This window comes from Acinetobacter sp. 1000160 (assembly GCF_000588715.1).
GTDB classification, from domain to species: Bacteria; Pseudomonadota; Gammaproteobacteria; order Pseudomonadales; family Moraxellaceae; genus Acinetobacter; species Acinetobacter courvalinii.
This window is the reverse complement of the sequence record NZ_JFWP02000001.1, coordinates 217,407-243,824: the sequence shown is the minus strand read 5'-3', so window position 1 is coordinate 243,824 and position 26,418 is coordinate 217,407. Positions and strand designations below refer to the sequence as shown.

Genomic DNA, 26,418 nt, shown 5'->3' with positions numbered 1-26,418 from the left:
CAATAATGAATTTACAAAATCCGAAAAAATTCAAAATGCTGGTAGATCAGGCACATGAAACTGCGCTGAATGTTTTACGCCCTATTTCACGTAAATATGACAAAGCTGAACATGCCTATCCCAAAGAGCTGGATATGCTGGCGGCTTTACTGGATGGTATGAATGAAAGTGGTGAAGGTGTCGGTGCAGCCAATGCCAGCAAACGTGGTACGGTAAACCCGGATACGGTTGTGAATGGTGGCAATATGTCAGCAGCGCTCGGCATTATTGAAATGTGCTATGGCGATACGGGCCTGTTACTGAGTATGCCGCGTCAAGGCTTGGGGAACTCTGCCATCGCGGCAGTTGCTAATGATGAGCAACTTGAACGCTTCAAAGGAACTTGGGCAGCGATGGCGATCACAGAGCCGGGTTGTGGTTCTGACTCTGCTGCGATCCGGACCACGGCGGCCAAAGATGGGGATGACTATATCCTGAATGGTGAAAAAATCTTTGTCACTTCGGGTGAACGTGCCGACTCGGTGGTGGTCTGGGCCACGCTGGATAAAAAATTAGGTCGTGCTGCGATCAAGTCTTTTGTCGTTGCTAAAGGCACACCAGGCATGAAAGTCGAGCGTCTGGAACATAAACTGGGCATTAAAGCCTCTGATACTGCGGTAATCAGCTTTATTGACTGCCGTGTTCCTGCTGCCAATTTATTGGGAAATCCAGAAATTGATGTGGCTAAAGGTTTCGCTGGTGTAATGGAAACCTTTGACAACACCCGTCCACTGGTCGCAGCAATGGCAATTGGGTGTGCCAAAGCCTCTTTAGAGCGTATCAAGGAAATTTTTAAAGATCAGCTTGATCCTGACTATGCAACACCCTACTTACAGACCTCAAACCTAGCTGCACAAATCTATCGTATGGAAGCCGAGTGGGAAGCTGCGCGCTTATTAATGATCAAGGCAACCTGGATGGCAGACAATAAAAAGCCAAATTCCAAAGAAGCATCCATTGCCAAAGCCAAAGCAGGCCGTATAGGTAATGAAATTACGCTGAAATGTGTCGAGTTGGCTGCCAGTGTCGGTTATTGCGAAGATGAATTACTGGAAAAATGGGCGCGTGACTCAAAAATTCTGGATATTTTTGAAGGTACACAACAGATCCAGCAATTGATCATTGCCCGTCGTGAATTAGGTAAATCATCAAGTGAACTGAAATAACTTTGCTTGAGCTGGAAAAGGCGTTAAAGTCTTTTCCAGCTTTTAACTTGTATAATAAAAATATCTTCCTATGCCGAAACTGCAAAGATTTGAAGACCCCTTAATTCTAATCATAAAAAATATATTGATTATTATCTTGGTTATTTGTTCTTTGATTTTTTTTGCCTGTTTAAGTCTATATATGTCTTATCGCTATCAGCAAGCTGACTATATTAAGGCAGCATTTAGGCAAATGACCTCAATCAATCAATATATTTTTCTGCCTATCAAATTGAATGATCCGGTTATCCAATATACGCAACAAGATGTCAGTATTCGAAAATTTATTACCATCTATCGACTCGATACATCGACAACCAGCCAAATCAAGGCTCAATTTCTAACAAAACCCAGCCTATTTTTTGAAAATAAAATGTTTAACTGTATAAACCCGACGATTAAAACCAGATGGCGTTTTCCTTATCTGACTTTTCATTATGTTCACCCACCTGAGATGTTTAAGCACCACTATGATTACAAAGTGCACGATTCCTTTATCGTGTATGGGACAAATAAATATATCAGGCAAATAGAAACAATATGTGCAAAGCCCCAAAGCTTATATATCTATCAAGATCAGCAACAATTACTCAGGACGCTTGACTCGTTTAATCAACCCCATAATATTCATTTTAATGAGGTGGATATCAGACTTAATAGCCAAGAAAAACTGTTATTTATAGAAATGACTTTAACCAAATAAATCCTAAATTCGAAATCCAGTTTAAGCATGAGCTAAACCAGATTCCGATCTCAAGCATGATATTGGATTACGGCCATTTATCGCATCGTCACAAACTCTTCTGCCGAGGTAGGATGAATCGCAACCGTATTATCAAAATCTTGCTTAGTGGCTCCCATTTTTAGAGCCACCGCAAAACCTTGCAAAATCTCATCCATGCCAAAGCCGATCCCATGAATACCGACAATTTTTTCATTGTCACCCACACAAACCAGTTTCATTTTGGTGGGCTGACGATGCTGGGTAATAGCACTGTACATCGCAGTGAAAGATGAGTTATAGACTTTTACCGCTTGTTGACCGTATTGTTCAATCGCCTCTTTTTCAGTCATTCCTACGGTGCCAATAGGTGGATGGCTAAACACCACGGTCGGAATATTGTCGTAGTCCAGATGCTCATCCGGTTTATGGTTAAATAAACGTTCAGACAGTCTACGCCCCGCAGCCACAGCAACCGGAGTCAGCTCCATTTTCCCGGTAATATCGCCCACCGCATAAATTCCTTGCTGTGAGGTATTCTGGTATTTGTCGACTTGAATATAGCCGCGATCATCCAGCAGCACATTGGCATTCTCCAGATTCAAACTGGTCGTATTCGGTTCCCGTCCAGTTGCCCAGATCAAGCAATCCACCGTATGGCTTTCACCATTTTCTAAATACAAGGTAACGGAATCATCAGCATTTTTTGTGATTTTCGTTGGCACAGCTTGAGTATGAACCGCAATACCATCTGTTTGCATGACTTCTACCAGGGTTTCACTCACAAATGCATCGAAGCGTCTTACCGGTAAATCCTTACGAATAAATAATCCGACCTGTGAGCCCAAAGCATTGAGTACACCCGCCAGCTCAACCGCAATATAGCCCGAACCGATCACTGCAGTGGTCTTTGGTAAAGCGGTCAGTTCAAAGAATCCATTTGAATCAATACCATATTCAACCCCTTCAACATTGGGTAATGATGGCTGGGTCCCTGTTGCAATCAGGATATGATCTGCAGTAAATCGCTCACCGTTGACTTCAATGGTATTTTTATCAATAAAATGAGCCGCGCCATGAATAAGATCAACCTTATTATTGCTTAGGCTATTTTGATAGGACTGATGAATCCGATCGATATATGCTTGTCTATTTTTAATTAAGGTGTGCCAGTCGAAAGATTCAACCTTACTGTTAAAACCGTAATCTGGACCATATTTATGGATGGCCTCAGCTACATGCGCCGCATACCACATCACTTTTTTAGGTACACAGCCTACATTGACACAGGTTCCCCCAAGCTCGGCTTTTTCAATTAAGGCACACTTTTTCCCGTACATGGCGGCACGATTTACCGAGGCAATTCCGCCACTTCCAGCACCAATCGCAATATAATCATAATGTTTTGTCATCTTTGCCTCATACATCGCTGATAAGATTATTTTTAAGTTATACATAGATATACAGCAAGAATATGTAAAATCCGTACTTGGTTAAAGTTTTAATACAAGAAAATAAAAAGGCACTGATGATGACTCATCAGTGCCTTGCTTTGAAGATACTTTTTGAATTATTTAGTCGTTTCAGTCACAACCGAAAGTTGTTGTAAAGATTGATCCACTACACCAAATTTTTTAAATAGTTTGGCACGACGCTTTGGATAGATATTCGCTTTATTCAAATCACCTTTATAATGATCAAATACCCGCTTATCCATCATTTTTGACCATAGCGGTGGAATCAAGGCAGGCAATAGCATACTCGCATATCCACTTGGCAACTCTGGCGCCTCATCAAAATGACGCAATGCCTGGAATGGACGGGTTGGATAAGCATGATGATCTGAATGACGCTGCAATTGATACAAGAACAGGTTGGTCACAATATTATTATTGTTCCAGCTATGCTCAGGCATGGTACGTTCATATTTACCATTCTTGTCTTTTTGACGTTTTAGGCCGTAGTGTTCAATATAGTTAATAATTTCAAACAAACTAATGCCATAGAACGCTTGAGTGGCCAAATAAGGAATTACCCCCTTACCAAACAAACCAATCATTGAACCATGAAATGCAGCACTCATGCCCCAGCCTTGGAGCAATTCATTTTCAGTTGACCAGAACTCTTTGCCTTTACGTTTTAAACGTGTGGTTTCGATCTCAATTGCCGATTTGAAAGATCCGATTACGGTACGCGGCCAAAACTCATAGAAGGTTTCACCCATTTGTGAAGATGCTGGATCCTCAGGCGTAGCAGCACGCTTATGGTGACCATAAGGATGTTCAATACGGAAATGGTTGTAACCCGTTGGCACCAATGCAAGATGCGACAAGATATGATCAATACGATCATGTTTATGACTCAGCTCATGTGCGGTATTAATTGCAATCCCGTTGACGGCTCCCATTGAGATGCCCAATAAGATTTTGTCTAAGAATGATGTTTCTTTACGACTGGTTAAATAACAGGCATAGACATTGGCGGCATATTGTAAGGGAATAAAACTTTTCACCAAACGAGAATAATACGGGTCTTTTTCCAGCAGCTTAATATCTTCATCTGTCGGATTATTGGCATCTTTCCCAATAATCGTATCAATTGTTGGAATCACAATGTGTAAAACAATTGGACCACCTAAAGCAAAGATTTTTTTCAATGGACGTGGTGCAAATTGATAACCTGCTAAAATACCAATCCCAATGGCAGGTAAAGCCGGGCTAATCGCCCATAAATAACGTTTACGATCCAACTGAGTTTTTGACTTTGGAATGCTTACTGGCGTAAGTTCTTGCTCAACATTTACTGGCGCATTCATCATCTTATCCATGTCTTTGTATATATAAGTATATTTTGATGAATTATGGAATTCATGACAGTTGCAAGCGTCCAAAAAAGCTATGTCAAAGTCTTTGGCATCATTCCCCCTGTTTTTGTCCTATAAACACATATTGAGTTATTGGCGCAGCTCTCTATAATTTAAATGAATACATCGTTAAAAAATCATATGGATGCTTTAAGTAAAATATTTGCGGATATTCATTTAAACCACACTGAATATATCTACTTGAAAACTCAAGGAGAATGGAGTTTCATTTGCCAAGATCAAACGGCTTTGCTTGTACATATTGTTCTGGTAGGTTCTGTTTTTATTCAAATTGATGCACAAAATAGTTTAACTGCCCATGCGGGTGAAATTGTAGTTATTCCTTCAGGTAAAGCTCATACAGGAGCAGACAATGCCATTACCAAACTGGTCGATGCGGTAGATATATCTAAACTGTTTGATGGACATCAAGAAGACGCTATCGAATTTGGTACTGATTCCGCTGAAAAAAATCTGATTCTGACGATACGCTGTCAGATTGATACCATCATGGCACGCCCTTTTATTCAGGCCTTGCCGCCAATAATCCATCTGCAACATGGCGATACCAATGCACCGGAATGGTTGCAAATCGGCTTACATTTCCTGGCCTTAGAAACACAGAATATTCAGGCCGGTCGCGATATCATCATCGATCACTTAGTCAATATTTTATTAATCAAATGTATTCGCGATCATATTCAACAAATCTCAAGTCAACATGGCTGGCTTAGTGCTTTAAATCATCCTGAGCTCAGTAATAGTCTGGCGGCCATTCACAATCATCCTGAAGACGCTTGGACAGTGGAATCACTGGCAGAACAATGCTGTATGTCACGTTCCAAGTTTGCCAGCTTATTCCATGAGGTAATTGGTGAATCACCTCTGGCCTATTTGCAGCAACATCGTATGCGTCTGGCCAGCCAATACTTACGTAAAAGTAACTACTCAATTCAGCAGATTGCCAATAAAGTCGGATATTCCTCAGAAACGGCCTTTAGCCAAGCCTTTAAACGCACATTTGAACATTCGCCAAAACAGTATCGGCAGTTATTTGTCGAGGAAGAAAATCAGGCATAAAAAAAGACACTCATGTGTCTTTTTTTGCTTCTCGTCATTGATTAACGCACGATACCGCGTGTGGATTGTTCCAATGAATCAATGAACAGCTGGGCTTCAGGTGTTTTGAGCAGAATTTCATTACGAATCTGTTCAATCGCCTGTTCAGTGGTTAAGCCCGATTTATAAATCAGTTTATAAGCTTCTCGTAAACCCTGAATCGTATCACGAGACCATCCTTTACGACGCATTCCTTCGATATTCATACCGTAAGCACGCGCTGGATTACCGGAGGCCATGATATAAGCTGGTACATCTTTAAGAATGAGTGCTGCACCGCCGATCATGCTATATGAATCGATTTTGCAGAATTGGTGAATGCCCGCATTACCGCCGACAATCACATGATCGCCAACATGGACATGTCCGGCAACACCGACATTATTGGCAAAAATATTATGGTTCCCAATCACACAGTCATGCGCGATATGCGTGTTTACCATTAACAGGTTATGACTACCAATTTTGGTCAGGCCATGATCCTGAGCCGTACCGCGATGCAAGGTACAATGTTCGCGAATCGAGTTGTGGTCACCGATTTCTAACCAGGTTTCTTCGCCCTGATATTTTAAATCCTGACAAATTTCCCCAATACTCGAGAACTGGAAAATATCATTATTTTTACCAATTCTCGTAAAACCGCCAATAACAACGTGTGAATGTAATTTTGTACCAGAGTCAATACTTACATTTGGACCCACAACGCAATACGGACCAATTTGTACATCAGATGCGATTTCTGCAGACGGGTCAATAATTGCTGTGGGATGTATTAAATTTTGACTACTCATGTCTGCTCTATTTTCTGGTGTGAAATAATAATCTCTGCCGTTGCAGCAACAATGCCATCAACGCTAGCAGTACAATTGTACTTGTAAATGCCACGTTTTTGCATCACAAGTTCAGATTTTAAGACAAGCTGGTCACCTGCAACAACCTGTTTTTTAAATCTGATTTTTTCTGCACCTGCGAATAAAAACAGTGAACCTGCTTTCGGCTTTTGATTAGTTAAGACAAAACCCAAGATTCCAGAAACCTGTGCTAATGCTTCAATCATTAGAACACCAGGCATAATTGGATAAGTCGGGAAATGCCCTTGGAAAAACTCTTCATTAATCGAGACGTTCTTATAACCGACAATACTGTTCTCAGTTATTTCCGTAACGCGATCAACTAATAAAAATGGATAACGATGGGGTAAATATTCACGAATGGTAAGAATATCCATGGGTAATTCAGGCATCGTAAATGCTGGAGATGTAGACTCAGTCATAATAAATTATTTACGTAACTTAAAGGTTGATTCAAGGGACTCTAATTGAGCTTGCATATGATCAAGCCTTTTAGTGATTTGGGTCAATGGCACATCTGCTAATTGTCTGAGACGCACAATCGTCTTTTTCCAGTGACTATTTTCAAAAAGTCCCATGCCAGAAGAATACGTTCCAGCCTCAGAAATATTTCTTGTGACCATTGACATTGCAGTAAGTGTCACATTATCTGCAATTGTAAGGTGTCCAACCACCCCTGAGGCACCGCCCATGATACAGTTTTTGCCAATCCGTGCACTACCTGCGATTCCGCAGTTGGCTGCGATCGCGGTATTTTCACCAATATGCACATTGTGAGCAACTTGCACAAGGTTATCAATAATGACACCATCTTCCAGAACTGTATCGTCCAGTGCACCACGGTCAATACTGCAATTTGAACCGATTCGTACATCATTTCCGATCCGAACCGAACCCAGTTGTGCAATACGATGCCACTTGCCTTGATACGGTGCAAAGCCAAAACCTTCTGTACCAATAACGGTATTGGCATGGATACGCACGCGATCTTTCAGTTTTGCAGCACCGGTAATGGTGACATGTGCATCAATAAAACAGTCTTGTCCAATCTCGACTTCATCATCAATAAAAGCATGTGCCTGAATAATCGTATTGTTACCCACCACACAGTTTTCACCAATTACAACATAGTGGCCAATATATACATCATCGGCAATCATTGCAGAGGGATGAATTTTGGCGGTGCTTTCAATACCGCGTTGGCTAATCTTTTTTTCAAATATATGCGTTAAAGTCGCAAATGCGAGATAAGGATTATCGACAACAATAAAGTTTTGTTTATCGATCAGTTGTGATTTCAGCGAGGCTGTGACGATATAGGCACCCGCCTGACTGGCTTCAGCCTGAGTTAGATATTTTTCGCCATTCACGAAACAGATCTGATTTTCTTGCGCATGTTCTAAACTTGCCAAGCCCGAGATCTGAAAATCTTGTGCACCGAAATACTCACCTTTGACAAGGTGAGCAATTTCTTCTAAACGATAACTACGTCTATTCATTGATTATTTAATTGAATTAACCTTTTGAATCATTTTATCAGTTAAATCATACTGAGCGTCAGAGGCAATCGTAGAATTTTTATTCAAAATAAAGTCTAAGTTGTTCTCTTTACGCAATTGTTCAGCAGCTTGCTTCACACGTGTTTCAAAAGTTGTATTCATCGCCTGCAAACTCGACTGAACTTTGGTTTGTAAACCTTGCTGAGTTGAATTGAATTCACTCAATTTTGACTGATATTGAGCAGTTAACTTCTGAATATCGGCCTGATTCATTTTTTGGCCATCAGTCTGTGCTTTTTGTTGTAAAGACTCCAGTTCTTTACCCAATTGCTCAAGACGGGTTGAAGTCGGTTTTACCGACTGGCTCAAACTTGCATTTTGTTGCTTAAGATAAGTACTACTTTCTACAACCTTAGCCAAATCAACTACAGCCAGTCCTGCAGCATTGACCGTTGCAGAAACTGTTAATCCTAAACCTAACATCAGCTTTGTTAATGTTCTCATTATTGCATCCTTTATATATTTTACAGCGCTAAGCGAGGCCGTACTTAGAAAGTACGACCGATTTCAAATTGGATAGATTTAGTGTCATCGCCTTTCTTATCATTCAGCGGATATGCATAGCTAAGTGACAATGGTCCAATCATGGTAATCCAGGTAAAACCGACACCAACGCTATAACGCATATTGCCGAAATCAAAATTATAATTGTCTTTACAATATTGTTTGATATCTACATCTTGACCATCAATACGGACCTTACCTTTTGGAACATCACACTGCGTATCGAAGACCTGTGCACCTTCGGCAAATAACACTGGACGAACCTGACGTGCCCAATCGCCTTTAAATGGTAAAGGTAAGGCCAACTCGGTACCAAACTGAACCAGTGCATTACCACCGACTTCTTCAGGATCTGGATCATTCTGTCCAGTTTCCTGGAAAATAACGCTTGGATATTTCGGACCTAGGGTACTGTTGTCATAACCACGGACCGAACCATAACCACCTGCATAGAAGTTTTTATAGAACGGTAGGTCATTACCATAGCCGAGCTTACCATAACCACGCAGTACAAAGCCTGCACCTAGTGATTTAAACGCTTGCGCATCATAAGTCATCTTTTGATAGTCAACATCACTACCCGGTAGACCAATTTCTAGACCCACACGATGTGACATACCCGACGTTGGGAAAATTGGACGGTTTAAAGTGTTATAAGACCAACCTAAGTTTAGGTTATAAGTTAGATATTTACCTTCAAACTGATCACCAAATGAGTAAACCTGATCTTCAGGACATGGCTCATAGCCGGTAACGATCTGTTTCGTAGGATCACTAGGATCTGGTCCCATAATAGGCACTAAATCTACTTTACAGCGATCCGCTGAACGGTGTGTCTCTTTACCACCATTGGCCAATAAATAATCACGAATATAAGTCGAAACACTTGGACCTGTACGTACCTTAGTCTGGTCAACCCCTAGAGAGGCACTTAAACTTTGGTTTTCATCAATCGGATAACCAAAACTTAAACTACCACCAATACTATCCGTTACATAGTTGTTAACGTTATAGTCTTCATTTAACTTGGTTTTACGATAGTAAACGTTATAACCACGGCTCACCCCATCAATGGTGAAGTACGGATCAGTCACACTTAAGTTATAGTAATCTTGAGTTTCTGAACGGGATAAGTCCACTGAAACCCGGTTACCTGTACCCATAAAGTTAGTTTGGCTCAAACCCGCCTGGAAGGTTACACCACCATTTTGTGAGTAACCGACAGCCAGTGTAGTTGTTCCCGAATGCTGTTCCTCAACATTAACGTTTAAGTCAACTTCATCAGGAGAGTTTGGTACACGAACCGGTTTGACATCAACCGTTTTAAAGAAGCCGGTACGTTCTAAACGGACTTTGGAAAGATCAATTTTCTCATTGCTCGCCAACGCACCTTCCATTTGACGCATTTCACGACGCAACACTTCATCTGCAGTTTTGCTGTTACCTGTGAAGTTGATACGTCGTACCGTTACTTGCTGACCTGGGTTGATATAATAATTCAGGTTAACAATACCTGTTTCATTATTGATTTCAGGTACAACATTTACTTCTGCATAGTAATAACCTGCATTACCGTATTTACGCAGCAGAAGCTGTTTAACCGCATTTACTTTTTCTTGTGAATAGGTTTCGCCATCTTTATACAGTTTAAGTGCCGTGAGCTCTTCTGGTTTATAAAGTGCATCACCTAAGAATTTGGTTTCACCAAACTTGAACTGGCTACCTTCATCTACTGAAACTTCGATAAAGATGTGCTTTTTATCTTCACTGATGTTCAGTTGTGAATTGATAATATTAAAATTGATATAACCTTTGTTTAGGTATAAAGCACGTAAAGCTTCCAGACTGGCAGCCATTTTCTCACGTGCATAACGGTCATTACGGGTTACCACAGAAGCCCAGCCGCTTTCTTTTACCGCAAAAGCCTGTTTGATATCGCTATCACTAAACACGGTATTACCGATGATGTTAATATCAAAAACTTTTGCCGCAGTACCTTCGTTAAAGTTTAACTTCAACTCAACACGGTTATTTGGACGTGCAACTGTTTCAACGGTGACGTCAGCATCATAACGACCTTGCTGGGTGTATTGCTGCTCCAGCTCAGTTTCAATGATCTGTAAGGCAGATTTTTTGAAGACTTCACCTTCCGCGATTCCCATTTTCTTCAAGCCTTGTTCCAAGGCTTCTTTAGGAATCAGTTTATTACCTTTGAACTCCAGCTTTGAAATCACTGGACGTTCAACAACTTTAAAGACTAAGACATTATTTTCTTTATAAGTTTTAATGTCATCAAATAAACCAGAAGCATACAAAGTGCGAATTGCCTCAGCAATCATCGGATCACTTACTCTATCGCCACTATTTATTGGTAACATAGAATAGATACTTGCAGGTGTTAAACGCACTAAGCCATCAATTCGTATATCTTGCGCAAGAAACTCATCTGCAGCGTATGCTTGTTGTACCACTGCCATCGCACTAACCAGTGCCAAAGGCATTAATAAATGTGTGTGACGCATGCCCATATATTTTCCAGTAAGTTAAATTCCATTTGCGTTGTTATAAACGCATGAAGTCGTTAAATAAAGCCAAAAGCATCATGCTACCGAGCAGTACCATACCAACTTTTAGACCAAACATCTGTATTTGTTCAGAAACAGGTTTACCACGAATTGCTTCGATAAAGTAGTACACGAGATGACCACCATCCAGCATCGGAATCGGCAACAAATTCAGGATTCCCAGACTGACACTCATCAACGCCATAAATGAGATAAAGGTTTGCCATCCCATTTCCGCACTTTGTCCAGCCACTTTGGCAATGGTGATTGGACCAGACAGGTTATCCAGACCAATTAAGCCACGTACCATCTTGATAATTGAATTAAAAATCATGCCTGAGAGCTGAGTGGTCTTATCGACGGCAACACCTAAAGCTTCAATCGGTGAGTATTGAATGGTTTGTTTATATTCAGCTGGAATCGTGATCTTGCCTGCATCGCTCTTCACACCCAGTACACCCGTGGTATTGCCCATATTGTCACGCTGACCTTGCGGCATGACCTGCAAATGCACAATCTGGCCTTGGCGCAACACATCAATATTCAACAATTTTTCCGGTGAACTTTGAACCACATCGACGACATCAAACCAGTCTTTCATTGCAACATTATCGATTGCAACGATCTGATCACCCACTTTCATGCCTTGACGTACTGCTGCACCATCTGCACTCAGTTCTTTGACTTTAGCCGGGATAACCGGACGGTAAGGCAAGAAACCTAGCACATCCAAAGGAGACTGACTTTGATCTTTCAGGAAATCTTTAATCGGTAGACTCACCTGCTTTTCAGTACCCGCACGATCAACGATGATCGAAACCCGCCCGGTTTCACCGACACGATTTACCAGCGCATAATTCAGTTTTTCCCATGTTGGTGTTGTTTGACCATCAACATTGACAATCTTGTCACCCACCTTCAGATCAACTTGAGCAGCCGGTGTATTTGGCATAATTTTACCAATACGGGTATTCAACTGCTCTTGTGCCGGCAGAAACAAAATCCAGAACAGAAACACTGCAAAAAACAGATTAATCAATGGGCCCGCAGCAACAATGGCGATGCGTTTCCAAGGAGACTGCCGGTTAAAGGCATACGGTAAATCTTGCTCAGCAACATTACCTTCACGCTCATCCAGCATCTTGACATAGCCACCAAGTGGCAAAGCAGAAAGCTGGTATTGAATCCCTGATTTTTTAGACTGCCATTTTAATAAAGTTGGACCAAAACCAATTGAATAGACCAGAACCTTGACACCAAGTTTACGTGCCACCCAATAATGACCAAATTCGTGAATTGCAATTAAAGGACCAAGCAATAGAATCGCTGCAACAATCATAAATAGTGCATTCATACGATTTAGCCTCCCTTACTCACAATATACTTTTCTGCAATCTGTCTAGCGATCATATCAGTCTGTAAAATGATGTCTATGTTTTCTGCTTTGGCATTTTGTACAACTTGCAAAGTATGATCCACCACCTGAGGAATCTCGGTGAATCGGATCTGTTGTTGCAAGAATGCAGCAACTGCAATTTCATTGGCCGCATTTAATACCGTCGGTGCCAAACCACCGGCCCGCATAGCCTGACGCGCCAGGTCCAATGCTGGAAACTTGACAATATCCGGTTGCTGAAAATTCAGTTGAGCCGTCTCAAATAAATCGAGTGCAGGCACATCTGTTGCCAACCGTTTTGGCCATGCCAATGCATGTGCAATCGGCGTACACATATCTGGGTTACCCATTTGCGCCAAAGTTGATCCATCCACATATTGCACCATGGAATGAATGATACTTTGTGGGTGAACAACAACTGTAACAAAATGTTCTGATATTGAAAACAAATGGCAAGCTTCGATCAATTCCAGACCTTTATTCATTAAGGTCGCCGAATCAACCGAGATTTTTTGTCCCATTGACCAGTTTGGGTGCTTGCATGCCTGTTGTGGTGTAACCTCATGCAATTGTGCCAAAGAATGATTGAGAAAAGGTCCGCCTGATGCCGTCAATAAAATACGGGACACGCCTAGTTGTGGCTGCCCCGTCCGTTCTGCATTGAGATAGTCATGCGGTAGAGACTGGAAAATCGCATTATGTTCAGAATCTACTGGCAACAATAAGGCATTATGCTTACGTGCTGCCTGCATCATGATGTCACCCGACATCACCAATGATTCCTTGTTGGCCAATAAGACACGTTTACCCGCTTTTACTGCGGCCAACGTCGGTAACAAACCGGCCGCACCTACAATAGCAGCCATAACGATATCAACATCAGCATGCTCGGCAATTGCAATTAGGCCAGCCTCCTCTGTGAGGATTTCAATATGGTTTAATTTTTCTTGCTTGAGACGTTGTTGCAACTCCAGTGCTTTTTCATTGGGCACAACAACAATTTTTGGATGATATTTTTTACAAATTTCTAAAAGTTCATCTAAACGACTATATGCAGAGACTGCAAATACGGTGTATTGGTCTGGGTGCTGTTCCAACACTTTTAAAGTACTTTGACCAATTGAACCAGTAACACCCAATATACAAACAGCTTGAGTCATTTAAAGATCTACACCAATAAGTTTTAATATATACATACCTGTTGCAAAGATCGGTGCAGCAGCAAGTAAAGAATCAATACGATCAAGCACACCACCATGTCCTGGAAGTACGCGACCAGAATCTTTAATTCCAGCGCGGCGCTTAATCATGGACTCAAACAAGTCACCCAGCACAGATGCGAACACGGTAATGATCGAAAGAATTAAGAATAAGATTAGCTGTATTGCGGTTAAGTTTAAATAGAAATATTGCACAACCAGCATAATAATCACGGTTGTTGCCACACCACCATAAAAGCCTTCAACCGATTTATTCGGGCTCACAGAAGGAGCAAGTTTTTTCTTGCCAAACTTACGTCCAACAAAATAAGCACCACTGTCCGCGCCCCATACCAGCAGGAATAGATACATGAGCCACCAAGGCGAACTATGCCAGACCGCATAGAGCGAAGTGACGGCAGCAGAAATCAGGATAAATCCAATCAGATGTAGAGACGGGTTGTACCAGTTATCCGATTCAGGATAGTTCTTGACCCAATAGATGCTTCCCAGCCATGTGAGAATCGATGCTGCCCAAAGTAAAAGCGCAACATCATCAAAAAATAATGCCAGTGTTGATACTGCTGCAACACAGCCCCCATATACCCAAGCCTTCGGCTTTGAAACAGCGGTTACACTACGTGGCATAAGCTTAAACCATTCGTAGCCTGCAACCCCTGCAGCTAAAATCATAAGCATAAACATTGGATAATGTGATTGCGTTGCAAACATGCAACTTAAAACAACAGCAACTAACACCAATGCGGTAATAATCCGCTCTAACATTATTAATTCTCTATTTTCGCTTGTTGAATCTGTTCTGATGTCTTGCCAAAGCGTCGTTCACGTCCTGAAAAAACACGAAAGGCATGATCTAGCTCTTCTATGCTAAATTCTGGCCATAAAGTATCGGTAAAATACAGTTCTGCATAAGCAGCTTGCCAGAGTAAGAAGTTAGACAAACGATAATCCCCGCCGGTACGGATCAATAAATCTACCGCTGGAAGATCATTTAGACTGACATATTTATCAAATAAATCAACATTTATCTGATCTGCTTGAAGCTTTCCTGCAAGCGCATCCTGAGCAATCATTTTCGCAGCTTGCGCCATATCCCACATTCCACCATAACTAATCGCAATAGTCAGGGTCATGGAGCCATAGGCTGCTGTTTTTTGCTCGGCATATTGCATCAGATCACGTAGTTGGCTGGACAACCGAGAACGGTCACCAATAAAGCGCAGTGCAATATTGAACTTTTCCATACGCGGCAGTTGTTCATGAATTGTTTCTTCCAACAATTTCATTAACAAATCTACTTCGTATTGAGGGCGGTTCCAGTTTTCGCTTGAAAATGCAAAAACGGTTAAAGCGCGAATGCCAACTTTCTTGCAATGCTCGACAATCGGATCCAAGACATTCTTGCCTTCACGATGCCCATCGCCTTTTTGCATTTGATTTTTTTTGGCAAAACGATTGTTGCCATCCATGATGATGGCAACATGTTGAGGAAGAAGCTGTTCTTCTTGCGAGGTCATAAAATCAGACCTTCATCAATTCTGCTTCTTTTGCTGCAAGACGTTTATCAACCTCTGCAACATATTTATCAGTGATTTTCTGGATATCATCCGATGCACGGCGATCATCATCTTCAGAAATTTCTTTTTCTTTCAATAATGCCTTGAGATCACCTAATACATCGCGACGAATATTACGAATCGCAACTTTGGCATTTTCAGCTTCGGCACGCGCAACTTTCTGCATATCACGGCGAGTTTCTTCTGTTAACGCAGCCATTGGTACACGGATTGCATCAGCAGTAATAGGATTCAAGCCCAAACCTGCTTCACGAATCGCTTTATCGATCGCAGCAACCATTGAACGTTCAAATGGTTGAACCAACAGTGTACGTGAATCTTCAAGCCCGATATTTGCCACTTGATTCAATGGAACATCAGAGCCATAGTAAGAAACCATCACACCATTTAAAATAGATGGGTGCGCACGACCTGTACGAACTTTGGCAAAGCCTAACTCTAAAGAGTCAAGCGACTTCTGCATGCGCTGTTCGCTATCTTGTTTGAGATCGTTAATCATATGATCTTCCTTACTTATTCATTAGGTATTACAAAATATTTAAACAATAGTATAAAGAGCTTTCTGGCTCACGTACATTAATTCGTTACGTGAGTACCCTCTTTTTCGCCCATGACGACAGAAAGTAATGCGCCAGATTTGTTCATATCAAAAACTTGTAATGGCACATTGTGGTCGCGGCACAAACAAATTGCCGTAAGATCCATCACACCAAGCTTTTCATCAAGCACCTGGTCGAAAGTTAAATTGTCATATTTAACTGCATCATCGTATTTGCTTGGATCTTTGTTATAAACGCCATCCACTTTAGTCGCTTTCAAGATCAGGTTCGCTTCAATCTCGATACCACGTAAACATGCCGCAGTATCTGTGGTAAAGAATGGATTGCCTGTACCCGCAACAAACACACACACTTCACCCTGGCTTAAATGACGAATTGCGTCACGGCTTGAGTATGGCTCAACCACTGTACCAATTGATAACGCCGACATTAAACGGGTTTTGATATTGCGGCGTACTAATGCATCACGCATTGCCAAACCGTTCATCACAGTCGCCAACATACCCATCTGGTCACCAGTTACACGTCCAACCAGACCATCTTTTTGAAGCTGGCTACCACGATATAAGTTACCACCGCCGACAACGATACCGACCTGCACGCCCAAACCAACCAAGTGCGCAATTGAAAGTGACATCTGATCTAACACTTGGGCATCAATACCCATATCTTTATTACCTGCTAAAGCTTCACCAGAAAGCTTGAGCAAGATTCGTGCATAACGTGGATTTTTAGAAGCTGACATACTTTTACTCCAAACCGACCAATCTCAAAATTTTCTTAAATTTAATTCAACATCAAGCAGATTTAATCTGGATTAACTTTGCAAATAAATCGTATTCATCTGCATCGGTAATTTCGACTTCAAGCAGATCACCTGCTTTAATCACACTCTTATCAATATCTTCAACAAAAACGTTGCCATCAATTTCCGGGGCATCTGCATAAGAACGGGCAACAGCAACTGGAAACTCATCTTCCAGGCTATCCACCAGTACTGTCATTTTCTGACCAATACGTTTTTGCAGTTTTGCTGCTGAAATGGCTTGTTGCACTTCCATGAAGCGTTCATAACGCTCTTGCTTGATCTCTTCTGGTACATGATCAGGAAGATCGTTTGCGGTTGCACCTTCAACTGGTGAATAGGTAAAGCAGCCGACACGATCTAACTGCGCTTCTTTTAACCATTCCAGCAAGATTTGGAAATCCTCTTCAGTTTCCCCCGGGAAACCCACCACGAATGTTGAACGAATCACCAATTCAGGGCATTTTTCACGCCACAACTTAAGGCGCTCTAACGTATTTTCACTATGTGCTGGTCGTTTCATCAATTTTAAGATGCGCGGACTGGCGTGCTGAAAAGGAATATCCAAATATGGCAGGATTTTACCCTGCGCCATCAAATCAATGGCAGCATCCACATGTGGATATGGATAAACGTAATGCAAACGCACCCAGATGCCTAACTGACCCAGCGCTTCACACATGTCATAGAATTTGGTCTTAACCGGCTGGCCATTCCAGAAATCCAGCTTATATTTGGTGTCCACACCATAAGCTGAGGTATCCTGAGAAATCACCAGAATTTCTTTTACACCTGCACGCTTCAGTGCAGCGGCTTCATCCAGCACTTTTCCGACCGGGCGAGACACAAGGTCGCCACGCATACTCGGGATAATGCAGAATGTACAACGGTGATTACAGCCTTCCGAGATTTTCAAATAAGCATAATGCTTCGGTGTTAAACGAACACCTTGCTCAGGGACTAAATCAATAAATGGGTTATGTTTTGGCGGTGCCGGTACATATTCATGTACTGCTTCCATTACATCTTGATAGGCTGCTGCACCTGTCACTTTAAGGACATTTGGGTGCATCTGGCGAATTTTGTCTTCGTCTTTACCTAAACAGCCTGTAACGATAACTCGGCCATTTTCGCTCATGGCTTCGCCAATCGCGTCTAAAGACTCTTGTACTGCAGATTCAATAAAACCACAGGTATTTACAACGACCAGATCCGCACCATCATAATCTGATGCAACTTGATAACCTTCAGTCTTTAACTGAGTTAAAATTCGTTCAGAATCTACCAATGCCTTAGGACAACCTAAAGATACAAAACCGACTTTGGGGGTCTTCATGAATCTGCGCTCCACTTGAATCGGCGTATTGTATGACTTTTCTTGGCTTACGCATAGCTGCAAAGCCATCTCTTTGTGTAATGCACCAAAATACAACCAAAATTTTAAATAAAATCCACAAGCGCACTATTTTGGAACATAATAATTTATTGAAATCCCTGCATGTATGTGAAAAATACTGCATAAATCCCTTTTTTAAGAATTAAGTTGTTGAAATTTCATTAATACAAAGTTGGCTTGTATTTTGCATAAAGTACATTTTAGAAGTTAATGGCTATTCATTAAAATTTATATTTATTGCGCCATTTTAAAACAGGATGATTCACAAATGGATCAACAGAACATTATCGACTATCGGCTCTTAGTAGATAATTTGAGCACTGCCATTTTACTGGTCGATAGTCAGCTGAATATTTTTTATTTAAATTCTGCTTGTGAAGCATTATTTGATATCAGTCTGCTGCGCGCATCAGGCCAGCCTGTTCTTAACTTGTTACATGCACACGACGATACCTTCAACACACATGAAGCGTTATTAAACACTTTAGAAAGCGGCCAACACTATACCCGACGTGAGGCTGTCATCAATGTTAACTTTAAAGCGATTCATGTGGATTATACCGCTTCTCAACTGAATGCAGGCAAAAGCTATCACCCGCTTTTATTGATTGAACTGAACCCGATTGACCGCATGTTAAAGATTTCCAAAGAAGAAAATCTGGTACAACAACATCAAGTAGCACGTCAACTGGTCCGTGGCGTGGCGCACGAGATCAAAAATCCGTTAGCGGGCATCCGCGGTGCAACCCAGTTACTGGCACGCAGCTTAAATGATGACCGTTACGGCGAATTTACTGACATTATTATTAGTGAAGTCGATCGTTTGACCAATCTGGCAGACACCATGCTCGGTTCACGTCAATTACCGAGCTATGAACATGTCAATGTACATGAACCTCTGGAACGGGTTCGCTCGCTGATTGCCAACCAGACCAAAAAGAAAATTAAGATTACCCGCGATTATGATCTGTCTTTACCCGATGTCATGGCTGATCGTGATCAGCTGATTCAGGTCATGCTGAATATTAGCGTCAATGCCGCACAGGCCATGACCGAAAATAAAGACTTTTTTACCGACTCAGAACCAGAACTGCTGCTGAGAACCCGAATCCAACGCCTTGTGACCATTAATGGCGTCCTTAATCGTTCAACCGTACGTATTGATATTGAAGACAATGGCCCTGGAGTACCCGAAAGTATTCTGGAATCGGTTTTCTATCCATTAGTAACAGGGCGTGCTAAAGGGACAGGACTGGGACTCAGTATTGCTCAAAATATTATGCATCAACACAACGGAATGATTGAGTGTCAGTCAGTTCCGGGAAAAACCGTATTTAGCCTATATCTACCTTGGGAGTTAAACCATGTCACGAAATAAAATTTGGGTAATAGATGACGATCGTGCCATGCGTTGGGTACTGGAGAAAACCTTTAAAGAGGAAGGTTTCGATGTCACCAACTTTGAAGAAGCCCAAACTGCACTTAAACGCTTGCATGACGATGCACCAGATGTCATTTTGACCGACATTCGCATGCCAGGGATTGATGGTCTAACCTTCTTATCGAAGGTTAAAAATACCCATCCCGACTTACCTGTCATTATCATGACTGCACACTCAGATCTAGAATCTGCTGTCTCAAGTTACCAAACTGGTGCATTTGAATACTTACCTAAGCCTTTTGATATTGATGAAGCCTTAGCGCTGGTTAATCGTGCCATTTTGCATATTAATAAATTACAGCAACAAGAAGCCACCAAAGCCGCTTCACCATTGCAGTCGACCGAAATCATCGGTGAATCGCCTGCCATGCAGGAAGTGTTCCGTGCCATCGGTCGTTTATCGCAATCACATATTACTGTCCTGATTAATGGTGAATCCGGTACGGGTAAAGAATTGGTGGCGCATGCTTTACACAAGCATTCACCGCGACGGGCCAAACCCTTTATTGCGCTGAACATGGCGGCAATCCCCAAAGACCTGATCGAAACCGAATTATTTGGCCATGAAAAAGGTGCATTTACTGGCGCCAACACCCAACATCAAGGTCGTTTTGAACAAGCCAATGGCGGTACCTTATTCCTGGACGAAATCGGTGATATGCCATTTGAAACCCAGACACGTTTACTTCGTGTTTTGGCAGATGGTGAATTCTATCGTGTCGGCGGACATATTCCGGTTAAGGTCGATGTCCGTATCGTTGCGGCAACCCATCAAGATCTTGAGAAACTGGTCAATGAAGGCCGTTTCCGTGAAGACCTTTACCACCGCCTGAACGTGATTCGCATTCACATTCCAAAACTGTCGCATCGTAGCGAAGACATTCCGATGCTGGCACAGCATTTCTTGGCACGCGCAGGCAAAGAGCTTGGTGTCAGTCCAAAAATCTTGCGTACTGAAACCACTGACTATATGCAGCAACTGCCTTGGCCTGGAAATGTGCGTCAACTAGAGAATACCTGTCGCTGGTTAACTGTCATGATTACGGGTCGTGAAGTTTATCCTGAAGACCTGCCAGCAGAACTTAAGCAAGCCTCTGTCCACAAGACCAGTGATGCTCAAGCTGCACCAAGCTCGAGCCCTGCACTCGTTGAACGCATTGCAGTCCATCATTGGGATGAATTATTAGGTCAATGGGCCATCCAGAAACTTAAAAATGGCGAAATGAAAATTCTTGATATTGCCACCCCCATGTTTGAACGCACGCTAATTAATGCAGCACTCCAGCAGACCCGCGGTCGTAAACGCCATGCAGCAGAGCTATTGGGCTGGGGACGGAACACCTTGACCCGAAAACTCAAAGAGCTGGGTATGGATTCTGCGGATGACGATGAAGAAGAAGAAAGTCGCACAGCTTAACCCCCTAAAAAGCGAGTCTAAAATGACTCGCTTTTTTAATCATTTTGATATCTTTTGAAACACTCCGAAATTTCATAGCCATACAAGTGATATGGTTTTTGCTATACTAAGCATAACCCGATTACCTCAAAGTAGATAATGACTGATATTTGCTATCCAGGCTGTGCCAAACCTCAAACTCGTCGTGGAGAAGAACGTCGTCTTGCCCTATTATTGTGCGCAACCGATTTATTTCTTGAGAAAGGTTATGAGGCAGTGTCTCTGGATGATATTGTCAATCATGCCGGAGGTTCCAAAACCTCGATTTATAAATATTTTGGTAATAAAGAAGGGCTGTTCACTGCCATTTGTGATTATCGTCGTGAAGTTTTCTTTAAGGGCGTGTGCTTACCCTACACTCCGGAAAAAACCGATCTCAGGACTTATCTGACCCAGACCTTATACCGGTTTTATCAACATATTATTCAGCCTGAAAACATTGCCTTTATGCGCATGTTTACCGAACAAACACAAAAAGATATCCAGCTTGCTCATTATTTCTATGATCAATGCGCCTTAAATATCCAGAACACCATTGCCTATGCCTTAGAGCATGCTCACGCCAACAATGAAATTTTCTGTGCCCAACCCAAATTCTCTGCCATGATGTATTTTGGCACGCTCAGAGATGTTGAATGGCGCAATTTAATGGGCTTGGATGTACCAGAGGATGATATCGAAATTATTGATTATATTGATTATTCTGTAGACCTGTTTTTAAAGGCTCATCAGAAAGTCTAATTCTTTTGCATTTTTCTGAAGCTATAGTATAGTAGTCAATTCTTTTTTATCCACCACTCGTCAAACAACAATTAATTATTGATTTCTCTCAATAATTATTGTAGGAGTAGCTATGGCGCTTCGGCATTTCCTAACTTTACGTGACCTATCCACTCTAGAACTGCAACGCATTTTAGACCGTGCGCAAGAACTGAAACGCATGCAGCATAGTCATACGCTATATCAGCCGTTTTCAGGTAAAGTTTTAGGAATGATTTTCGAGAAATCGAGTACCCGTACCCGTATTTCTTTTGAAGCAGGCATTTGCCAGTTTGGTGGTAGTGCGATCTTTCTTTCTCCACGTGATACACAATTAGGACGTGGTGAGCCAATTGAAGACTCGGCTCGTGTCATCTCAAGCATGCTAGACATTGTGATGATCCGTACTTTCGGTCATGACATCGTAGAACGTTTTGCATCATATTCAAAAGTTCCTGTCATCAATGGTCTGACTGATGATCATCATCCTTGCCAGTTACTCGCAGACTTGCAAACCTTCCAGGAACATCGTGGTCGCATCGAAGGCAAAACCGTTGCCTGGATTGGTGACGGCAACAATATGTGTAACTCATATATTGAAGCTGCACATTTAATGGGTTTCAAACTTAAAGTTGCTTCGCCTGAAGGCTATGAACCAAAACCTGAATTTTTAGCTGAATTTGCAGACTGTGTTGAAGTCTTCAATAAAGCCGAAGATGCCGCTGTTAATGCCGACCTGATCGTGACTGATGTCTGGGCAAGCATGGGACAGGAAGAAGAGCAAAAGCTGCGTGAGAAAGCATTCGCAGATTTTCAGGTCAATGAAAAACTGATGGACCTGGCACATCCTGACTGCCTGTTTATGCATTGCTTACCCGCCCATCGTGGTGAAGAAATTTCAGAAAACATGCTCGATCACAAAAATGCTGTGGTTTGGGATGAAGCTGAAAACCGCTTACATGCACAAAAAGCATTGATGGAATTCTTACTCAATGAGAATCTCAAAAAAGATTAAGTCATCCAAAAACAGCATCAAATGATGCTGTTTTTATTTATGTATTCCAAATTGAACAGTGAAATAAAAACAATTATAGTAGGCTAAGCCTTTTAGAATAAGTTTCTCATTATATGAGAACCTCACTCAATACACAGCGGACGTCATGACTTCACTCGAACAAGCATTATCTCAAATACCAAGTTTCTCTTTGGTGCATGAGCATCTGTTTAGCTCAGCTCAACCATCGGCTGAACAACTGCAACAGATCAAGGAATATGGTTGCAGTACGGTCATTAACCTTGCAACCAGCAAATCAGAAAATTACTTTGCCAAACAGGATCAAATCTGTCTGGATTTAGGCCTGAACTATATTCACATCCCGATTGACTGGGATGTGCCCTGCTCTGAACAATGCTTACTGATTCTGGACCTGATTGATCATCTGGTTCAAAACGAGATCGTCTGGCTACATTGTGCGAAAAACAAGCGGGTCAGTAGCTTGATGTATTTATATCGCCAGTTTTATATGAATGTGGATCTGCCTAGCGCGCAAGAACTACTTCACCAGATCTGGGAGCCGAATGAGACCTGGACTGGACTCATTCATAGTCTGACTTTACAACTGCAAGGCCGTAAAGCAACACAAGAATTAGAACAGTCACTCATCAACAGTAATCATTTTGCCTGATGTGAAACCAATACGATTGCCGTTGCCAGGATGCCTTCCTGACGGCCGGTAAACCCAAGTTTCTCTGTGGTTGTGGCTTTAATACTGATTTGAGTCACATCCACTTTTAATACATCTGCAATACTTTGACGCATTTCCAGATTATGTTTTGCTAACTTTGGACGTTCACAAGCCACTGTAATATCTGCATTATTGAGATGATACCCACGATCTAAAATCAGCTGGTATACATGTTTCAATAACACACGACTGTCTGCGCCTTTATATTCTGGATCCGTATCTGGAAAATGCTGTCCGATATCCCCGAGTGCTAAAGCACCCAGTAAAGCATCACTCAACGCATGCAATACCACATCTCCATCTGAATGCGCTTTTAAACCATGCGTATGCGGAATTTTAACCCCAGCCAAAGTAACAAAGTCACCGTCTTCAAATGCATGTACATCAATCCCTTGTCCAATACGGATTTGAGCAACCATATGATTTTCCTTTTACAATATACCGAACTAATCTTGTATTCAGGCTTTCTATTTCGCTATAGTACGTTGAGCAAATTAGACTGAAAGTATAAGTGATTATGCTGTTTAACACTGTAAGAAATCAATTAAAGAAATCTGGTTATATCATCACATTGAGTTGTTTTTGCTCAACATTTGCCTATGCGAAATCTATTGACTGCAATAGCACTGCTTTGCAAGCACAAAAAATATGCACCAAGCAATACAAAGAACAGCGCCAAAAGCTGAATAGCAAATTCTTAACGGCGTATCTGGTGACGGATGCGCCCTTGCAATTGTTACATGATACTCAGACCCAGTGGCTCAACCATATTCAGCAATGCAAAAGCAAAGCCTGCTATGAACAGCAATTTGAGGTGCGTCTGGATGACCTGAATTTTTATACCTCGATGAACCAGACCCTGACCCAACATTATTTAAAATATGAACATGGCAAAATCGCAGCTCAACCTGTTCATCTGCAAATTCATCAACTGGATAAAGACAAGTTAAAAATTGAAGGCATCGCTTACCGCAATCCGAATAACCGACCAGAAACTCAAACCTTATCATTACTTGCTTATAGCACAACAGAACAACGCAACCAGATCACCGATAATGAAAAAAAGTGCCAATATCAGTTTGATTTTCAAAAAGCATTACTGGTGATCAAATCTGCGCAAAAAGGATGCGAACGTTTTACCGGGATTTACCGTCCTTACGACTAAGCTATCAACCGTTTAGAAAAAAGCCGATGTGATCACACAGGCTTTTTTCGTTTTAGCTTGGAAATTTTTGCGCAATTTCCTGACTGATCAGCACTGCCGTTGCGGCCGATAAGGTCCAGCCTAAATGCCCATGTCCGGTATTATAAAATACGCGTGGTTGTTTGCCTTGTTTAACCACAGGCAACATATTCGGCATCATTGGACGTAATCCTGCCCATGGCACCACATGTTCAGTCGAAATATCAAAATTCTGGTTGACCCAGTTAATCAGCGGTTGAATACGGTCAGCACGAATATCCCGATTATAACCGTTAAACTCAGCTGTTCCCGCAACCCGTAAGCGATCTGCACCTAAGCGCGAGGTAACAATTTTTGCACTCTCATCCAGTAAACTAACCCAAGGTGCATTATTGACACTGCGCTCATCTTTAAGCTGCACTGTAATCGAGTAACCCTTTACCGGATAGACGTTGACACTATCGCCTAACATATCTGCCAATTGATAACTGCCGACTCCACCACAGACCAGTACAACATCTGCAATAATTTCGGTAATCCCATCCGCAGTTGGATTTACATTTTCTGAACTGTTCTTGCAGTGAACAATTGCTTTATCTTGATTGAATTGAATATCAACCACATCCAGGCCAAAACAATATTTTGCCCCATATTGTTGCGTCCGTTCTGCCAGCCCTACGGAATATTTATGAATATCTCCTGTTGCATCCCCAGCGGTATAATAACCACCGAAATAGTCACCCGTTAAAGTTGGTTCAATCGCCTTCATTTCCTCTGGAGTAATCGCATTGCGCTCCAATTTGCCCTCAACCAGCACATCATTGACCTTCTTGGCAATCTCATAGTCTTCTCTGGTGTGATACATATGTAAAATGCCACGTTTTTCCAGATCAAAAGACAGACTTTCTTTTTCAGCCACTTCAAATAATCGTTGTCTGGCCAACAATGCCAAACGCACGGTTTCAATGGTATTGGCTTTGTAATTTTTGATATGGGTTAAAAACTCAATCAACCAGCGATATTTATGGGCGCTAAAGGATGGGTTGAGCAATAACGGTGCATCTTTTTTACTCATCCATTTAATGCCTTTCAGCACTGTGGCTTTCTGGTTCCAGACTTCTGCATTACAGGCAGACAATTGTCCACCATTGGCGAATGAAGTTTCCATGGCCGGAAAAAGATGGCGATCGATCACCGTCACTTCATAGCCCAGTTTAATTAATTCATAAGCAGACGTTACACCCGTAATCCCCGCACCAATTACAACAACATGTGGCATAGCAAACTCCCTGAAATGTATAACATTTCATAATGCTTAGCCCCATCTGTCATGGTACCTGAGAGTTTCGGCAGATGATTACCAATTAATCATGAAGCCTTCCCCTTCGGTGAGTGTTTATCGTAGAAGAAATTAGTCCTGTGTTCCTACAAATTGAGCACTGCTCTCCAGATTTT

General features: G+C 41.9%; 25 protein-coding genes. 9 read left to right on the top strand and 16 right to left on the bottom strand.

The features are described 5' to 3' along the window. The first annotated feature begins 5 nt into the window (after window positions 1-5). Together J699_RS17110 and J699_RS17115 are read left to right on the top strand one after the other, a co-directional pair. The gene (locus J699_RS17110) at window positions 6-1,205 is read left to right on the top strand and encodes an acyl-CoA dehydrogenase family protein (RefSeq protein WP_032869084.1); all 1,200 of its coding nucleotides are present in this window, start codon (window positions 6-8) and stop codon (window positions 1,203-1,205) included. A gap of 181 nt (window positions 1,206-1,386) precedes the next feature. Beyond that, on the top strand, window positions 1,387-1,947 hold the full coding sequence (locus tag J699_RS17115; RefSeq protein WP_131224136.1) for a hypothetical protein: 561 nt from the start codon (window positions 1,387-1,389) through the stop codon (window positions 1,945-1,947). A gap of 77 nt (window positions 1,948-2,024) precedes the next feature. Here J699_RS17115 and gorA read toward each other — a convergent pair whose 3' ends face one another. Together gorA and J699_RS17125 are read right to left on the bottom strand one after the other, a co-directional pair. Next, window positions 2,025-3,377, bottom strand: coding sequence for a glutathione-disulfide reductase (gene gorA, locus J699_RS17120; protein ID WP_032869082.1), 1,353 nt, complete (start codon window positions 3,375-3,377; stop codon window positions 2,025-2,027). 158 nt (window positions 3,378-3,535) lie between these two features. Then, complete coding sequence (locus J699_RS17125; RefSeq protein ID WP_032869081.1) at window positions 3,536-4,780, bottom strand: alkane 1-monooxygenase; 1,245 nt, start codon at window positions 4,778-4,780, stop codon at window positions 3,536-3,538. A 189-nt stretch (window positions 4,781-4,969) separates the two neighbouring features. Between J699_RS17125 and J699_RS17130 the strand changes: the two genes are divergently transcribed. Continuing rightward, complete coding sequence (locus tag J699_RS17130) at window positions 4,970-5,908, top strand: AraC family transcriptional regulator (RefSeq protein WP_032869235.1); 939 nt, start codon at window positions 4,970-4,972, stop codon at window positions 5,906-5,908. A 41-nt stretch (window positions 5,909-5,949) separates the two neighbouring features. Here the strand turns inward: J699_RS17130 and lpxA are convergent, their stop codons facing one another. The 12 genes from lpxA to rimO form a co-directional block, all read right to left on the bottom strand. After that, a complete protein-coding gene (gene lpxA / locus J699_RS17135; protein WP_009515668.1) occupies window positions 5,950-6,738 on the bottom strand; it encodes an acyl-ACP--UDP-N-acetylglucosamine O-acyltransferase in 789 nt (262 codons plus the stop codon). Continuing rightward, window positions 6,735-7,220, bottom strand: a complete 486-nt coding sequence (gene fabZ, locus J699_RS17140; protein WP_004772011.1) for a 3-hydroxyacyl-ACP dehydratase FabZ — start codon at window positions 7,218-7,220, stop codon at window positions 6,735-6,737. Before fabZ ends, lpxA begins: the two co-directional genes overlap by 4 nt. A gap of 6 nt (window positions 7,221-7,226) precedes the next feature. After that, the gene (gene lpxD, locus J699_RS17145; RefSeq protein WP_005285599.1) at window positions 7,227-8,297 is read right to left on the bottom strand and encodes a UDP-3-O-(3-hydroxymyristoyl)glucosamine N-acyltransferase; all 1,071 of its coding nucleotides are present in this window, start codon (window positions 8,295-8,297) and stop codon (window positions 7,227-7,229) included. A 3-nt stretch (window positions 8,298-8,300) separates the two neighbouring features. Beyond that, complete coding sequence (locus J699_RS17150) at window positions 8,301-8,801, bottom strand: OmpH family outer membrane protein (protein WP_032869080.1); 501 nt, start codon at window positions 8,799-8,801, stop codon at window positions 8,301-8,303. 44 nt (window positions 8,802-8,845) lie between these two features. Then, entirely contained in the window at window positions 8,846-11,389 is a 2,544-nt protein-coding gene (gene bamA, locus J699_RS17155) for an outer membrane protein assembly factor BamA (RefSeq protein ID WP_032869079.1), read from the bottom strand. A gap of 34 nt (window positions 11,390-11,423) precedes the next feature. After that, window positions 11,424-12,779 (bottom strand): RIP metalloprotease RseP, encoded by a 1,356-nt coding sequence (gene rseP / locus J699_RS17160; RefSeq protein WP_009515636.1) that lies wholly within the window; start codon window positions 12,777-12,779, stop codon window positions 11,424-11,426. A gap of 5 nt (window positions 12,780-12,784) precedes the next feature. Next, the gene (ispC, locus tag J699_RS17165) at window positions 12,785-13,981 is read right to left on the bottom strand and encodes a 1-deoxy-D-xylulose-5-phosphate reductoisomerase (protein ID WP_032869078.1); all 1,197 of its coding nucleotides are present in this window, start codon (window positions 13,979-13,981) and stop codon (window positions 12,785-12,787) included. Then, window positions 13,982-14,806 (bottom strand): phosphatidate cytidylyltransferase, encoded by an 825-nt coding sequence (locus J699_RS17170; RefSeq protein ID WP_005230217.1) that lies wholly within the window; start codon window positions 14,804-14,806, stop codon window positions 13,982-13,984. Window positions 14,807-14,808: 2 nt separating this feature from the next. Continuing rightward, window positions 14,809-15,558, bottom strand: coding sequence for a polyprenyl diphosphate synthase (uppS, locus tag J699_RS17175; protein WP_005285589.1), 750 nt, complete (start codon window positions 15,556-15,558; stop codon window positions 14,809-14,811). 4 nt (window positions 15,559-15,562) lie between these two features. After that, entirely contained in the window at window positions 15,563-16,117 is a 555-nt protein-coding gene (gene frr, locus J699_RS17180; RefSeq protein ID WP_004653307.1) for a ribosome recycling factor, read from the bottom strand. Window positions 16,118-16,194: 77 nt separating this feature from the next. Then, entirely contained in the window at window positions 16,195-16,923 is a 729-nt protein-coding gene (pyrH, locus tag J699_RS17185) for a UMP kinase (RefSeq protein ID WP_004772000.1), read from the bottom strand. Window positions 16,924-16,975: 52 nt separating this feature from the next. Then, window positions 16,976-18,319, bottom strand: coding sequence for a 30S ribosomal protein S12 methylthiotransferase RimO (rimO, locus tag J699_RS17190; protein WP_005230215.1), 1,344 nt, complete (start codon window positions 18,317-18,319; stop codon window positions 16,976-16,978). A 328-nt stretch (window positions 18,320-18,647) separates the two neighbouring features. Between rimO and glnL the strand changes: the two genes are divergently transcribed. From glnL to J699_RS17215, 5 genes are all read left to right on the top strand, one after another. Continuing rightward, the gene (gene glnL, locus J699_RS17195; protein ID WP_032869076.1) at window positions 18,648-19,757 is read left to right on the top strand and encodes a nitrogen regulation protein NR(II); all 1,110 of its coding nucleotides are present in this window, start codon (window positions 18,648-18,650) and stop codon (window positions 19,755-19,757) included. Beyond that, window positions 19,744-21,237, top strand: a complete 1,494-nt coding sequence (gene glnG / locus J699_RS17200) for a nitrogen regulation protein NR(I) (RefSeq protein ID WP_032869075.1) — start codon at window positions 19,744-19,746, stop codon at window positions 21,235-21,237. Before glnL ends, glnG begins: the two co-directional genes overlap by 14 nt. A gap of 138 nt (window positions 21,238-21,375) precedes the next feature. Further along, window positions 21,376-22,017 carry a TetR/AcrR family transcriptional regulator gene (locus tag J699_RS17205; RefSeq protein WP_005230212.1) on the top strand — a complete coding sequence of 214 codons (642 nt, stop codon included), beginning with the start codon at window positions 21,376-21,378 and terminating at the stop codon, window positions 22,015-22,017. Between the two features lie 112 nt (window positions 22,018-22,129). Next, entirely contained in the window at window positions 22,130-23,050 is a 921-nt protein-coding gene (argF, locus tag J699_RS17210; protein WP_032869074.1) for an ornithine carbamoyltransferase, read from the top strand. Window positions 23,051-23,195: 145 nt separating this feature from the next. Then, window positions 23,196-23,720, top strand: coding sequence for a protein tyrosine phosphatase family protein (locus J699_RS17215; RefSeq protein WP_032869073.1), 525 nt, complete (start codon window positions 23,196-23,198; stop codon window positions 23,718-23,720). Here the strand turns inward: J699_RS17215 and ispF are convergent. Then, window positions 23,708-24,199, bottom strand: a complete 492-nt coding sequence (gene ispF / locus J699_RS17220; protein ID WP_032869071.1) for a 2-C-methyl-D-erythritol 2,4-cyclodiphosphate synthase — start codon at window positions 24,197-24,199, stop codon at window positions 23,708-23,710. The genes J699_RS17215 and ispF overlap by 13 nt on opposite strands. A gap of 98 nt (window positions 24,200-24,297) precedes the next feature. On the opposite strand from ispF, the gene J699_RS17225 reads away from it, so the two are divergent. Further along, window positions 24,298-24,945 (top strand): hypothetical protein, encoded by a 648-nt coding sequence (locus tag J699_RS17225; protein WP_032869070.1) that lies wholly within the window; start codon window positions 24,298-24,300, stop codon window positions 24,943-24,945. Between the two features lie 52 nt (window positions 24,946-24,997). On the opposite strand, the gene J699_RS17230 is transcribed toward J699_RS17225, so the two are convergent. Beyond that, window positions 24,998-26,242: a D-amino acid dehydrogenase gene (locus tag J699_RS17230; RefSeq protein ID WP_009515563.1), complete on the bottom strand. Its 1,245-nt coding sequence runs from the start codon at window positions 26,240-26,242 to the stop codon at window positions 24,998-25,000. Window positions 26,243-26,418: the final 176 nt, after the last annotated feature.

What these genes read in the sequence shown, in the direction of transcription:
- J699_RS17110 (WP_032869084.1), top strand. Translation starts at nt 6, where the DNA reads ATGAATTTACAAAATCCGAAAAAATTCAAAATGCTGGTAGATCAGGCA.
- J699_RS17115 (WP_131224136.1), top strand. Translation starts at nt 1,387, where the DNA reads ATGTCTTATCGCTATCAGCAAGCTGACTATATTAAGGCAGCATTTAGG.
- gorA (WP_032869082.1), bottom strand. Translation starts at nt 3,377, where the DNA reads ATGACAAAACATTATGATTATATTGCGATTGGTGCTGGAAGTGGCGGA.
- J699_RS17125 (WP_032869081.1), bottom strand. Translation starts at nt 4,780, where the DNA reads ATGAATGCGCCAGTAAATGTTGAGCAAGAACTTACGCCAGTAAGCATT.
- J699_RS17130 (WP_032869235.1), top strand. Translation starts at nt 4,970, where the DNA reads ATGGATGCTTTAAGTAAAATATTTGCGGATATTCATTTAAACCACACT.
- lpxA (WP_009515668.1), bottom strand. Translation starts at nt 6,738, where the DNA reads ATGAGTAGTCAAAATTTAATACATCCCACAGCAATTATTGACCCGTCT.
- fabZ (WP_004772011.1), bottom strand. Translation starts at nt 7,220, where the DNA reads ATGACTGAGTCTACATCTCCAGCATTTACGATGCCTGAATTACCCATG.
- lpxD (WP_005285599.1), bottom strand. Translation starts at nt 8,297, where the DNA reads ATGAATAGACGTAGTTATCGTTTAGAAGAAATTGCTCACCTTGTCAAA.
- J699_RS17150 (WP_032869080.1), bottom strand. Translation starts at nt 8,801, where the DNA reads ATGAGAACATTAACAAAGCTGATGTTAGGTTTAGGATTAACAGTTTCT.
- bamA (WP_032869079.1), bottom strand. Translation starts at nt 11,389, where the DNA reads ATGGGCATGCGTCACACACATTTATTAATGCCTTTGGCACTGGTTAGT.
- rseP (WP_009515636.1), bottom strand. Translation starts at nt 12,779, where the DNA reads ATGAATGCACTATTTATGATTGTTGCAGCGATTCTATTGCTTGGTCCT.
- ispC (WP_032869078.1), bottom strand. Translation starts at nt 13,981, where the DNA reads ATGACTCAAGCTGTTTGTATATTGGGTGTTACTGGTTCAATTGGTCAA.
- J699_RS17170 (WP_005230217.1), bottom strand. Translation starts at nt 14,806, where the DNA reads ATGTTAGAGCGGATTATTACCGCATTGGTGTTAGTTGCTGTTGTTTTA.
- uppS (WP_005285589.1), bottom strand. Translation starts at nt 15,558, where the DNA reads ATGACCTCGCAAGAAGAACAGCTTCTTCCTCAACATGTTGCCATCATC.
- frr (WP_004653307.1), bottom strand. Translation starts at nt 16,117, where the DNA reads ATGATTAACGATCTCAAACAAGATAGCGAACAGCGCATGCAGAAGTCG.
- pyrH (WP_004772000.1), bottom strand. Translation starts at nt 16,923, where the DNA reads ATGTCAGCTTCTAAAAATCCACGTTATGCACGAATCTTGCTCAAGCTT.
- rimO (WP_005230215.1), bottom strand. Translation starts at nt 18,319, where the DNA reads ATGAAGACCCCCAAAGTCGGTTTTGTATCTTTAGGTTGTCCTAAGGCA.
- glnL (WP_032869076.1), top strand. Translation starts at nt 18,648, where the DNA reads ATGGATCAACAGAACATTATCGACTATCGGCTCTTAGTAGATAATTTG.
- glnG (WP_032869075.1), top strand. Translation starts at nt 19,744, where the DNA reads ATGTCACGAAATAAAATTTGGGTAATAGATGACGATCGTGCCATGCGT.
- J699_RS17205 (WP_005230212.1), top strand. Translation starts at nt 21,376, where the DNA reads ATGACTGATATTTGCTATCCAGGCTGTGCCAAACCTCAAACTCGTCGT.
- argF (WP_032869074.1), top strand. Translation starts at nt 22,130, where the DNA reads ATGGCGCTTCGGCATTTCCTAACTTTACGTGACCTATCCACTCTAGAA.
- J699_RS17215 (WP_032869073.1), top strand. Translation starts at nt 23,196, where the DNA reads ATGACTTCACTCGAACAAGCATTATCTCAAATACCAAGTTTCTCTTTG.
- ispF (WP_032869071.1), bottom strand. Translation starts at nt 24,199, where the DNA reads ATGGTTGCTCAAATCCGTATTGGACAAGGGATTGATGTACATGCATTT.
- J699_RS17225 (WP_032869070.1), top strand. Translation starts at nt 24,298, where the DNA reads ATGCTGTTTAACACTGTAAGAAATCAATTAAAGAAATCTGGTTATATC.
- J699_RS17230 (WP_009515563.1), bottom strand. Translation starts at nt 26,242, where the DNA reads ATGCCACATGTTGTTGTAATTGGTGCGGGGATTACGGGTGTAACGTCT.